The 12,165-nt window shown below is 70.0% G+C and carries 10 protein-coding genes; 5 read left to right on the top strand and 5 right to left on the bottom strand.

Annotation, left to right across the window (positions count from 1 at the left end; all coding sequences use genetic code 11):
* Window positions 1-49: 49 nt before the first annotated feature.
* The 3 genes from C4B68_RS32775 to C4B68_RS32765 all read left to right on the top strand — a co-directional run bounded on the left by C4B68_RS32775 (window position 50) and on the right by C4B68_RS32765 (window position 3,654).
* Window positions 50-919 (top strand): HalD/BesD family halogenase, encoded by an 870-nt coding sequence (locus C4B68_RS32775; protein ID WP_099500129.1) that lies wholly within the window; start codon window positions 50-52, stop codon window positions 917-919.
* Window positions 920-988: 69 nt separating this feature from the next.
* Window positions 989-1,834, top strand: a complete 846-nt coding sequence (locus C4B68_RS32770; protein ID WP_099500128.1) for a methyltransferase type 12 — start codon at window positions 989-991, stop codon at window positions 1,832-1,834.
* A gap of 59 nt (window positions 1,835-1,893) precedes the next feature.
* Window positions 1,894-3,654: a choline/carnitine O-acyltransferase gene (locus C4B68_RS32765; RefSeq protein WP_240634551.1), complete on the top strand. Its 1,761-nt coding sequence runs from the start codon at window positions 1,894-1,896 to the stop codon at window positions 3,652-3,654.
* A gap of 331 nt (window positions 3,655-3,985) precedes the next feature.
* Here the strand turns inward: C4B68_RS32765 and C4B68_RS32760 are convergent, their stop codons facing one another.
* The 5 genes from C4B68_RS32760 to C4B68_RS44170 all read right to left on the bottom strand — a co-directional run bounded on the left by C4B68_RS32760 (window position 3,986) and on the right by C4B68_RS44170 (window position 10,103).
* Entirely contained in the window at window positions 3,986-4,765 is a 780-nt protein-coding gene (locus C4B68_RS32760) for a helical backbone metal receptor (RefSeq protein WP_099500126.1), read from the bottom strand.
* Window positions 4,766-4,854: 89 nt separating this feature from the next.
* Complete coding sequence (locus C4B68_RS32755; protein WP_099500125.1) at window positions 4,855-5,442, bottom strand: helix-turn-helix domain-containing protein; 588 nt, start codon at window positions 5,440-5,442, stop codon at window positions 4,855-4,857.
* Window positions 5,443-6,136: 694 nt separating this feature from the next.
* Window positions 6,137-8,752: an ABC transporter permease/substrate binding protein gene (locus C4B68_RS32750; RefSeq protein WP_099500124.1), complete on the bottom strand. Its 2,616-nt coding sequence runs from the start codon at window positions 8,750-8,752 to the stop codon at window positions 6,137-6,139.
* On the bottom strand, window positions 8,745-9,833 hold the full coding sequence (locus tag C4B68_RS32745; RefSeq protein WP_099500123.1) for a quaternary amine ABC transporter ATP-binding protein: 1,089 nt from the start codon (window positions 9,831-9,833) through the stop codon (window positions 8,745-8,747). Before C4B68_RS32745 ends, C4B68_RS32750 begins: the two co-directional genes overlap by 8 nt.
* A 141-nt stretch (window positions 9,834-9,974) precedes the next feature.
* A complete protein-coding gene (locus C4B68_RS44170) occupies window positions 9,975-10,103 on the bottom strand; it encodes a hypothetical protein (protein ID WP_257217238.1) in 129 nt (42 codons plus the stop codon).
* Between the two features lies 1 nt (window position 10,104).
* On the opposite strand from C4B68_RS44170, the gene C4B68_RS32740 reads away from it, so the two are divergent.
* Window positions 10,105-11,034, top strand: a complete 930-nt coding sequence (locus C4B68_RS32740; protein WP_099500462.1) for a 5'-3' exonuclease — start codon at window positions 10,105-10,107, stop codon at window positions 11,032-11,034.
* An 83-nt stretch (window positions 11,035-11,117) separates the two neighbouring features.
* Entirely contained in the window at window positions 11,118-11,972 is an 855-nt protein-coding gene (locus tag C4B68_RS32735) for a siderophore-interacting protein (RefSeq protein ID WP_099500122.1), read from the top strand.
* The last annotated feature ends 193 nt before the right edge of the window (window positions 11,973-12,165 follow it).

The following is a 12,165-nucleotide window of genomic DNA, read 5'->3' as shown; positions in this document are numbered from 1 at the left end:
CCGGCGAGGGAACCGAGGGGAGGGGCGGCCCGCATGTGGAGAGGATCGAATGCGCTCTTTGGAAGCCCTGACGCTTGATCAGGTAGTCGACACGGCTCGCTATCCCCTGTCGGAACTCGCGAGCGCCCGGGGACAGGCCGTGGTTTCCCGTGCCCGGCGCGACCTGTTGACTCTCGGCTGCACCGTGCTGCCGGACTTCATCCGCCTGTCGCTGCGCGATGTGCTGCGGCAGGAGTGCTCGGCCATCGCCCCCCGGGCGCACCACGACGTCGAGACGGTGAACGTCTACAACATCGCAGTGGACTCGGCGCTGCCGGAGGACCATCCGGGCCGGAAGACCTTCGAGCGGGGTAACGCGTTCGTCGCGCGGGACCGCATCCCCGCGGACTCCCTCATCAGCCGGCTCTACTCCAACATGGTGTTCCGGCACTTCATCGCCCGCTGCTTCGAACTGCCGGAGCTGCACGAGCTGGCGGACCCGCTCTCCGGGCTGGTTCTCAACGTCATCGCGCCGGGCATGGAGCACCCCTGGCACTTCGACACCAACGAGTTCACCGTGAGCATGCTCACCCAGCAGGCGCAGGCCGGCGGCGTCTTCGAGTACTGCCCGAACATTCGGACCGCGCAGGACGAGAATTTCGACGACGTCCGGGACGTAGTGGACGACCGGGGCGAGCGGTTGACCCGGCGCCTCCCCCTGCAACCGGGTGACCTGCAGTTGTTCAAAGGGCGCTACTCGCTGCACCGAGTGAGCCCGGTGCGCGGCGAGGTCGCGCGCCACTCCGCGATATTCGCCTACAGCGAGCGCCCCGGCGTCATCGGGAGCGTGGAACGGACCCGGCAGCTCTTCGGCCGGGTGCTGCCCGAGCACCTGGCGGCCGAGGGCCGGGCGGTCCGCGGCGACCGGCTCCTGGACTAGCGGGCGGCGAGAACGCGTAGTCGCCGTAGGCCGTTTCCCCCTGCGCGATCCCACGGAGGAGTAAGCCCTGTGCGTTTCGACGTGACCGGAAAAGTCTCACTCGACCACATCTACGACCAGCCCGATCCGCGAACCTATTTCAGGGTGCTGCGCCCGCTCGACTACGGCGTTCCGCAGCAGGCCAAGCCCTACTTCGCCAAGATCATCACGGAGTACCGGGAGTCCCAGCACGTCGCGGTACCGAAGGTGCTGGACATCGGCTGCTCGTACGGAGTCAACGCCGCCCTGCTGAAGTACGACGCGACCATGGACGAGCTGTACGCGCGCTACGGCGACGAGGAGCGTGCGGGTGAGAGCCGCGAGGCTTTGCTGGCCCGCGACCGGGAGCTGGTTCGGTCACGCCAACCCCCGCAAGCGATCAGCTTCGTCGGCCTCGACACCTCCGGCAGCGCGCTGTCCTACGCTCTTGAGGCCGGGTTCCTCGACGACGTGGTGCACGCCGACCTGGAGGAGCACGAGCCCACACCGCGACAGCGCGCCCAGCTCTCGGGTACGGACCTGGTGTTCTCGACGGGCTGCGTCGGCTACGTCACCGAGCGGACGCTCACGCGAGTCGTCCGGGCGCAGGGCATCCGCCGGCCCTGGATGGCGCACTTCGTGCTGCGGATGTTCCCGTTCGACTCCGTCGAGCGCGCGTTGGCGAGTCTGGGCTACCGGACCGTCCGCGTCGACGAGGTGTTCAGACAGCGGCGGTTCGCCTCCCCGCAGGAGCAGGCGCTCGTGCTCGACAGCATGTCGGCCGCAGGGGTGGATCCACGGGGCCTGGAGGCGGAAGGCTGGCTGTACGCACAGCTCTACCTTTCCCGGCCGTACGACATCACAGGTACCAACGATCCGAATCGAGAACAGAGTTGAAGACCAGTCAGGATGCGTCAGGCAACGCGACCTTCGCCCAGGAGGACAGCCTCCCGCGCGTGCCGCTGCCTACGCTGGATGCGAGCTGCGAGAGGTTTCTCGCCTGGTGTACGCCGCTGCTGACCGCCGACGAGCGGTCGGCGACCGAGGCGGAGGTTGCCGCCTTTCTCCGACCCGGTGGCCCCGGCCGGGTGCTGCATGCCGCGCTGGAGGAATACGACGCCACGGAGGGCGTGCACAGCTGGCTCGACACCTTCTGGCCGTACCGATACCTGGGCCGCCGGGACCGGATCGCGCTCAACGCCAACTTCTTCTTCCTGTTCCAGGACTCCGACCAGGCGCAGGTGGAGCGGGCGGCCGGGCTCGTCGCCGGGGCCCTCAACTACAAGCGGCAGCTCGATCAGGGGCTGATTCCACCGGTGGTGCAGCGCGGAGCACCTCAGTCGATGGTGCAGAACAAGTTTCTGTTCTCCACCACGCGTATCCCCGGCGTGCAGCAGGACACCGTCCGCGCCCCCTACACCGAGGAGTGGCCGGGCCCGTCCGAGGCCCGGCACGTCGTGGTGTTCTTCCGGGGCGGCATGTTCCGGCTGGACGTGCTGGGTCCGGACGGTGTCCCGCACAGCCTGGATGACATCGAGGCGGGGCTGCGCGCCGTGATGAAGGCCGACCCGGCCGGCGCGGACACCTCGGTGGGCCACCTCACCACCATGGCCCGCGCGGAGTGGGCGGCCGCCCGGGAGTCCCTCCTCGCCTGCCACCCCCGCAACGCCGACGCCCTTGACGATGTCGAGACCGCGCTGTTCTGCGTCGCTCTGGAGGACTTCGCCCCCGCGGACGTCCAGGACGCCTGTGACCAGCTGCTGTACGGCGACCGCGGCAACCGCTGGTTCGACAAGGCCGTGTCCTTCGTCGTCTTCGCCGACGGACGGGCGGGCATCAACGTCGAGCACTGCGAGTTGGACGGGACCACGATCCTCACCTTCACCGACGCCCTGCTCAACACCCCGGCCGAGGAGCAGTCCCGGCAGTCCGGAGCCCGCTCCCAGGGGCTGCCGGCGCTGGAGCCGATCGTGTTCGAACTGGACGACGCGCTGCGGGACCAGGCGCGCTCCGCCGCCGACGCGTTCGCGGCGTACGGGGAGAACACCGCGACCAGCACGTTGTCGTTCGCGGACTTCGGCAGCAGCGCGGCCAAGGTGTTGGGGGTCTCGCCGGACGCGTTCGTCCAGGCCGCTTACCAGCTCGCCCACCAGCGCGCCAAGGGGCACCTGGGCGCCACGTACGAGTCGATCGCCACCCGGCGGTACCGGCACGGGCGGACCGAGGCGATGCGCGTCGTCACCACCGAGATGGTGGCTTTCGTGGCGGCGATGGAGGACCCGGCAGCGGACGCGGAGGCCCGGCGCGCCGCGTTTCGGGCAGCCACGGAGGCCCATGTGGCGCGCGCGAAGGCGTGCCAGGCCGGGCAGGTGCCGGAGCAGCACCTGTGGGAGCTGGAGCTGATCCAGCGCCGGCGGGGGGCCGAGCTCGGGGTGACCGAGCAGCCCGCGCTGTACCGGACGCCGGGCTGGTTGACCATGCGGGACGACTACCTGAGCACGAGCTCCGCGCCGTCCGTCAATATCCAGTACTTCGGCTTCGGGTCGACCAGCAGCCAGTGCATCGGTGTCGCCTATGTGCTGCTTCCCGAGCGGTTCAACCTCTACCTGAGCACGCCGTTGGCGGTCGCCGCGCAGATGCGGACGTTCGCCGACCGGCTCCGGGAGGCGATGGACGAACTCCGGGAGCTGCTGGCGCCCGAGCCGCCTGAGGACTGAACGGACCCCGCCGCCGGACCGGAACTCCCGGTCGGGGACCACGGTCCGGCGGCCCGGACGGCTTCAGTGGCTGAGCCTGTCCTGAGCTGAGCTGAGAAAGCCCAGGTCAGCGTCGCCGCCGTCGCCCGCCGCGCGGACGTTTCCCGCACCTTCCTCTACGGCAATCGCGACGTCAGAGCCGCAGTCGCCACTGCCGTGGCCGAGGCCGGAGAACGCCGCTCCCAGTTGCTCGTCCACCAGGACGACGGCGCCCAGTACGCATCGAAGGAGTTCGAAGTCATCGTGCTGCCCGACCACTGACCAGGCGGCGAAGGCCCTCCCGGCCGCCTGGTCAGCAGTCGGCAGGTCGCAGCGCCTCGCCGAGGACGCGAGGCGCCGCCGCCAGGGACGGGCCGTACCACGTCAGCCGGCGGCCGTCGACGAGCGCGCAGGGCAGGCCCTCGAAGGCCTCGGGTCCGTCGGCGGCGGTGAAGCGGTACGGCTCGTCGGGCAGGACCACGAGATCCGGGGCCGCCGCCTTGAGCTCGGGGAGCGGGATGCGGGGATAGCGGTCCTGGTGGCGGGCGTACACGTTGTCCACGCCCAGGCGGGACAGCACGTCGCCGGCGAAGGTGTCCCGGCCGAGGACCATCCAGGGGCGCCGCCAGACCGGCACGATCGCGGTCGTACGACGGCCGGGCGCGGGCAGCTCCGCCCACGCCGTCTCCGCCTGGTCGAGCCAGCGCGGCCGGGTCACCGCCCCGCACGCGGCCAGCACCCGCTCCAGCTCGCGGAAGGCACCCGGCACATCCCGGACCTCGGTGACCAGGACCTCGATCCCCGCCTGCCGCAGAGCGGTCAGGTCGGGTTCGCGGTTCTCCTCCTCGTTGGCGACGACGAGGTCGGGGGCGAGCCGCACGATCCGGTCGACCGCGGGGTTCTTGGTGCCCCCGATGCGTACGACGTCGAGGTCCGCGGGATGGCTGCACCAGTCCGTCGCGGCGACCAGGGTGCCGGACACGGACACGGCCACCGCCTCCGTCAGCGACGGCACCAGCGACACGACGCGGGGCAGCCCCCGCGGTACGCGCGGTACGGCATCCGGTACGGCTCGCGGCGTCGCTGCGGACATGGCGTGAGTATCGCAGCGCGCCCCCGGGCCGAAGGCGTTCAGTGTCGCAGCGCGCCCCGGCCCGTAGGCGTTCGGCTCTCGACGCGGGGTCAGCGCTTGCCCAAGCCGTGCCGGTCCTCCACCGCGTCGATGTGGTCGGCGACCTCGACGACGATCACGCGGGTGTCCGGCACGGTCGCCCGCCACCGATGGCGTACACCGCCCGTCAGGTACATCGTGTCGCCGCGTCCGAGGCGATGGGCGCGGCCCTCCGCCTCGACCTCGACGGCGCCGTCGGCGACGTACATCAACTTGTCGTTGCGGTGCCGGAGTTCGCGCCCCTCGTCGTGGTCGCCGGTGAACTCCGTGGCGTGCAGCTGGTGGTGCCCGCGCACCAGGGGGCGCACCCGGGCTTCGGGGGGTTCGGGGAGGGCGTCCGCGCCGTCTGCGCGCACCACGTCGACGCTGCACGCCGGGTCGGCGGCGGCGAGCAGCTCGACGGCGGTGGTGCCGAGGGCGTCGGCGACTCTCTCCAGGGAGCTCTTGCTGGGCCGGGCCCGCTCGTTCTCGACCTGGCTGAGAAAGGGGACGGACAGGCCGCTGCGCTCGGCCACGACGGCGAGGGTGAGCTGCAGTGCCCGGCGCCGCCGCCGGACCGCCGCGCCCACCCGAAGTGGCTGATCTTTGTGGTCGCCCATCGCTCCGGCTCCCTCCCTTGTGTCGTCGGTCCGCTGATGCGTCGGTGCTTCGGCCCACTACTTCTGATGAGTTGTTTGCACCCTACGCATGTTCGGCAAACCGTTTCATGCACCCGTCACATCGCTGTCACATCGGGGGACTGCCAGGGTCACAGTTCTCGCCACTCCACGAACCGGCCCGACTCCCCCGGCGCCGCTGCCTCGTGCGGGACGAAAAGGCTGACCAGGGGGCCGGATGCCCGTCCGGGTCGATCAGCGGGGTTGGCGCCGGCGCGGGGGCGGCCCCGGCCCCCCAGGTCGTGAAGTCCCCGAGCATGGCCCGGAGTTGGCTGCCGGTGTCGCACCGCGCCCGTGGTGTCCGGTGAGTTCGGCCGTGGCCGTTGTACACGGAGGCGATGTCCGGTGTGCCCTCCGCACAGCGCGAGAGGGGGCGCGGGGCGCCGTACGCGTGGGCGGCGTCCCCGGACAGGAGGGCGTCGGGACCGGCCGGCCGCGTACCGCGACGGGGTTGTCCGGATCCTTCCCGTACGGCTGTACGGAGCAGACGGTGCCGTCGGCCGCGAGTACGGGCCCGGCCAGTGCCCGCGCCGGCATGGTGGCGGCGGGCCCCGGAACGCCGCGAGGGGTGGCCTTCGCCCACGGGACACGGGACCCGTGCGACGAAGACCACCCCTTGGTGCGAAGGGCCGGCGGACTACTGCGGAGCCATCCGCTCCACCATGTCCGGGTGCTCCTTCAGCCACGCGGCGACGGCTTCTTCCTCGTGGCCCTGGCCGCGCTGCTTGATCTCGCTCTCCAGGCTGCCGAGTTCGGCCTCGCTCATCCTGAAGTTCTTGATCCACTCGGTGAGCTGCGGGTACTGGCTCGGGAACGTCTTGCTGGAGATGGTCCGGATCGTGTTGCCCTCACCGAACAGCTTCTTGGCGTCCGCGAGCTTGGTGAGCTCGTACTCGCTGTAGGCCCAGTGCGGGGACCACAGGACGACCGCGATGGGCTGCTTCTTGGCGTACGCGCGCTTCAGCTCGGCGAGCATCGCGGGCGTGGAGCCGTCGACGACCTTGTACTCCTTGTCCAGGCCGTAGCCCGGAAGCACCTTGGTCTTGAGCAGGTTCATCTCGCCGGTGCCCGGCTCGATGCCGATGATCTTCCCGTCGAAGGTGCCGGCCTTGCCCTTGAGGTCCGCGAGGGACTTGACGTCCTTCACGTACGAGGGCACCGCGATCTCCAGGGAGGTCGGTTCGTACCAGGTGCCGAGGTCGGTCAGGTCGTTCTTGTGCTTGTCCCAGTAGTTCTTCTGGGCGTGCGGCAGCCAGGCGTCGAAGTTGAGGTCGAGGTCGCCGCTGGCGAGGCCCGTGTAGACGGGGCCGACGTCCATCTGCTTGAGGTTCATCTCGTAGCCGCGCCGGGCGAGGACGTTCTTCCACAGGTAGGTGACGGCGATGTCCTCGTCCCACGGGAACCAGGCGACGTCCAGCGGGCGCTTGGCCTCGGCCGGGGCGGTGGCCGCGGCGCTCTTGACGGGGGCCAGCTTGTCGACGAGCCCGGGGTTCTCCTTCAGCCAGGCGCGTACGGCGTCCTGCTGCCTGCCCTTGCCCGCCTTGATGATCTCCGCCTCAAGGCTGGTGAGCTGCTTCTCGGTCATCGTGAAGTTCTTCAGCCACTGGCCGACGACCGGGTTGTCCTGGGCGAAGCCCTTGCGGGCGAGCGTGTGCACTCCGTCGCCCTTGCCCCAGGCGCCCTTCGGGTCCTTGAGCTTCTTCAGGTCGTAATCGCTGTACGCCCAGTGCGGCGACCAGAGGGTGACGACGATGGGCTCCTGCTTGGCGTACGCGCGCTTCAGCTCGGCCAGCATCGCGGGCGTCGAGCTGTCGACGACCTTGTACTCCTTGTCGAGGCCGTACTCGCCCAGGACCTTGTTCTTGAGCAGGCTCATCATTCCGGCGCTGGACTCGATACCGCTGATCTTGCCGCCGAAGGTGCCGGCCTTGCCCTTGAGGTCGTCCAGGGAGTTGATGTCCTTCATGTACGAGGGCACGGTCAGCTCCAGGGACGTCGGGCCGTACCAGGAGCCCAGGTCCTCGAGCTGCTTGCCGTACTTCTTCCAGTACTCCTCGTGCGTGGTCGGCAGCCAGGAGTCCGTCTCGAAGTCGATGTCGCCCTGGGCGAGGGAGGTGTACAGCGGGCCCGCGTCGAACTGCTTGGCGTCGGCCTCGAAGCCGCGCTGCTCCAGGATCTCCTTCCACAGGAACGTGGAGGCGACGCCCTCGTCCCACGGGATGTAGCCGATGCTGATCTTCTTGCCCTGGCCCACGTTCTCGGCGTCCGCCGCGGTGGACGTCGTGCTCGACCCGCCGAAGATGCCCATGCCGCCCGCGGCCAGCGCGAGCACGATGACGCCCACCATGGCCACGGCGGGGCGGGGGCGGTAGGACCAGATCTTCAGGCCCTGCGCGGCGCGCAGCTTGGCGGCGGCGCGGCGGCCGAGCGGGGAGACCTGGGTGCCCAGGGAGCTGGTCATGCGGTCCAGGTAGATGGCCAGGATGACGATGGCGACGCCCGCCTCGGAGCCGAGGCCGACGTTCAGCTGGCCGATGGCCTCGTTGACGTCGCCGCCGAGGCCGCCGGTGCCCACCATGCCCGCGATGGCGGCCATGGACAGGCCCAGCATGATGACCTGGTTGACGCCGGCCATGACGGTGGGCAGGGCGAGCGGCAGCTGGATGCGCAGCAGGGTGCTGCGGGGCGTGGTGCCGAACGCGTCGGCGGCTTCCACGAGTTCCTTGTCGACCTGGCGGATACCCAGCTCGGTCATGCGGACGCCGGGTGCAAGGGCGAAGATCAGGGTGGCGACGATGCCCGCTGGGGCGCCGGTGCCGAAGAACAGGATGGCCGGGATGAGGTAGATCATCGCGGGCAGCGTCTGCATGAAGTCGAGCACGGGGCGGACGATGCCGCTGACCCGGTCGGAGCGCGCCGCCCAGATGCCCACGGGCACGGAGACGACGAGCGCGATGAGCGTCGCCACCAGGACGAGCGAGAGGGTCACCATCGCGTTCTCCCACAGTTCGAGGGAGTCGATGAAGGCGAAGCCCACGAACGCGAGGACACCGGCGGACGTGCCGCGCAGCCAGAACGCGATCAGCGCGAAGATGCCCGCGAGGAGGAGCGGATGCGGCGCCTGGAGGACGGCGTTGATCCCGTCGTAGGTGCCCTCGAAGACCATCTTGAAGAAGTCGAAGAGCCACGCCATGTGGTTCAGCAGCCAGTCGACCGTGTCGTTGACCCAGTCGCCGAAGGGGATCCTAGGCACTGGCCTTCACCGCCTCGTCTCGCTCGTCACGCGGTGTGGCACACACCTCTGGTTCGCCCTGTTCGTCGCCGAGGAAGCCGACGAGCCGCTGCCGCGGGACGACGCCGACGAGTTTGCGCGTCTTGTCGAGCACCGCGACCGGGTGCGACAGACGGGCGCTGATCGCGCAGAGGTCCACGAAGGAGGTGTCCGGCGTGGCGGTCGGGCAGTCGCAGTCCGCCTCGTCGCCGCGGAGGTCCGTGTCCATGACGGCGCCCGCGGTCAGGACGCGGGAGCGGTCGACGTCCTGGGTGAAGGAGGCGACGTAGTCGTCCGCCGGGCGCACCAGGATGTCCTCGGCCGTGCCGATCTGGACGATGCGGCCGTCGCGCATGACGGCGATCCGGTCGCCCAGGCGCATCGCTTCGTTGAGGTCGTGGGTGATGAAGACGATGGTCTTCTTGAGCTTCTTCTGGAGCTCGATCAGCTGGTCCTGCATGTCCCTGCGGATCAGCGGGTCGAGCGCGCTGAACGACTCGTCCATCAGCAGCAGGTCGGCGTCGGTGGCGAGCGCGCGGGCGAGCCCGACACGCTGCTGCATACCGCCGGACAGCTCGTCGGGCCAGGACTTCTCCCAGCCCGCGAGCCCCGCGAGTTCGAGGGCCTCAGCGGCGCGCTTGTTGCGTTCGGCGCGCGGCACGCCCTGCACCTCGAGGCCGTAGCCCGCGTTCTCCAGGACGCTGCGGTGCGGGAAGAGCGCGAAGTGCTGGAAGACCATGCTGATCTTCTTCGAGCGGACTTCGCGCAGGTCGCGGGCGCTGAGCGCGGTCAGGTCCTGGCCGTCGAAGCGCACCTGTCCCGCGGTGGGCTCCAGCAGTCCGTTGAGCATGCGCAGCAGCGTGGACTTGCCGGATCCGGACAGGCCCATGACGACGAAGATCTGGCCCGGCTCCACTGTGAAGGACGCGTCGATCACCGCGGCGGTGGTGCCGTCGGCGCGCAGTTCCTCGCGGTCGGCTCCCTGGCGGAGCCGTTCCACGGCGTCGTCTGGTCGTCTCCCGAACGCCTTGTACAGATGTTCCGCTTCTAGCCTGGATGACACGTGTGCCTCTCGTCCGAACGGTCTGAAAGCGAGCGGTGCGGGACTTCGTCGGCCGCGCCTGGCGGTTGAAAGCGCAACCGGCGTCGCTCAGTGGCCGCGCCTGCCCTGGTTAACGCGAAGCAAACACGGAAGTGGCCGAGGTCACTGCCGGTCCGGGTTGCGGTCAGTGGCGTACGGCGTGATCAGGTCGCTGTCAGTGGCGTACGACGTCATCGGGGCAGTGTCAGTGGCGTACGACGTCATCGGGGCAGTGTCAGTGGCGTACGGCATGATGCGAAGCGTGACCAGACGCCTGATGCTGCTCGACACCGCCTCCCTGTACTTCCGCGCCTATTTCGGGGTCCCCGAATCCGTGAAGGCCCCGGACGGCACGCCGGTGAACGCCGTGCGCGGGCTGCTGGAATTCATCGACCGCCTGGTCAGGGACCACCGCCCCGACGACCTCGTGGCCTGCATGGACGCGGACTGGCGCCCGCAGTGGCGGGTCGACCTGATCCCGTCCTACAAGGCGCACCGGGTGGCCGAGGAGCACGAGGCCGGTCCGGACGAGGAGGAGGGGCCGGACACGCTGTCGCCGCAGGTCCCGGTCATCGAGGACGTCCTGGACGCGCTCGGCATCGCGCGCGTGGGGGTCGAGGGGTACGAGGCCGACGATGTGATCGGCACCTTCACCGGGCGCGCCACGGGGCCCGTCGACATCGTCACCGGCGACCGCGACCTCTACCAGCTCGTCGACGACAAGCGGGAAGTCCGCGTCCTGTATCCGCTCAAGGGCGTCGGCACGCTCCAGCTCACCGACGAGGCGTGGCTGCGCGAGAAGTACGGCGTCGACGGCTCGGGGTACGCGGATCTGGCGCTGCTGCGCGGCGACCCGAGCGACGGTCTGCCCGGGGTGCCCGGTATCGGCGAGAAGACGGCCGCCAAGCTGCTCGCCGAGTTCGGTGACCTGGCCGGGATCATGGCGGCGGTCGACGACCCGAAGTCCAGGCTGACGCCCTCGCAGCGCAAGCGTCTGGACGAGTCGCGGCCGTACGTCGCGGTGGCGCCCACGGTGGTCAAGGTCGCCGGTGACGTCCCCCTGCCGGACATCGACACGGCGCTGCCGCATGCGCCGCGCGACCCCGCCGCGCTGGACGCGCTCGCCGCTCGCTGGGGCCTGGGCGGTTCGCTGCAGAGGTTGCTTGCGACACTCCACGCATAGCTGCCAGCACGTCACACATAGGTTTCCAAGAGCGAGGAGTGCTAACTTAGGTAAGCCTAAGCATGTTCACGAGGAGGCCCGTCATGGCAGAGCGCCCGGCACGCAAGCCCCGGAAGCCCCACTCCGCGCAGGTGGTGCGGACCGAGCGCCTGACCCCGCACATGCAACGGGTCGTGCTGGGCGGCGACGGCCTTGCCGAGTTCACCGCGGGATCCCGCACCGATCACTATGTGAAGCTGCTGTTCGGCCCGGAGGGTGTCACCTATCCCGAGCCCTTCGACATGGACCGCGTCCGCGCGGAGTTCCCGCGCGAGCAGTGGCCCGTGACACGGACGTACACCGTGCGCGCCTGGGACCCCGAACTGCGCGAGCTGACCCTGGACTTCGTGCTGCACGGCGACGAGGGTCTGGCCGGGCCGTGGTCGACCCGTGTCCAGCCGGGCGAGGTCGTCCGATTCATGGGCCCCGGCGGTGCGTACGCCCCCGACGCGAGCGCCGACTGGCATCTGCTGGCCGGTGACGAGAGCGCCCTGCCCGCGATCGCGGCCGCGCTGGAGGCGCTGCCCGACGGGGCCGTGGCCCATGCCTTCATCGAGGTGTCCGGCCCCGAGGAGGAACAGAAGATCGACTCCGAAGTGGAGGTCGTCTGGCTGCACCGCGGGGACCGGCCCGTCGGCGAGACCCTGGTGGAGGCCGTACGCGCCCTGCAGTTCCCACGGGGCCGGGTGCACGCGTTCGTGCACGGCGAGGCGGGCTTCGTGAAGGAGCTGCGCCACCTGCTGCGGGTCGAGCACGGGATCCCGCGCGAGGACCTGTCGATCACCGGCTACTGGCGCCTCGGGCACAACGAGGACGGCTGGCAGGCGACGAAGCGGGACTGGAACGCGCGGGTGGAGGCGGAGCAGGAGAAGACGACTCCGGCTGCCCCGGCCGCCTGAGCAAAGTCAGGCCCCGCTGAGGCCGCCTGAGCGTGAGTCAGGCCCGACCGAGCACGAGCCCTTCTGCGGCCGGCAGCCGCCGTCGTACATGACACACAGACGCGGTGGCGGCCCCACCCTCCTGAACGCTGAACAGCAAACAGTCGGCTCCTCCGGCCGTCCGAGCCGGAGGAGCCGTCTTCCCGTCGCCCGC

This window comes from Streptomyces dengpaensis (genome assembly GCF_002946835.1).
Lineage (GTDB): Bacteria > Actinomycetota > Actinomycetes > Streptomycetales > Streptomycetaceae > Streptomyces > Streptomyces dengpaensis.
Note: the sequence above shows the minus strand (reverse complement) of the source record. Positions and strands in the feature narration are given on the sequence as shown.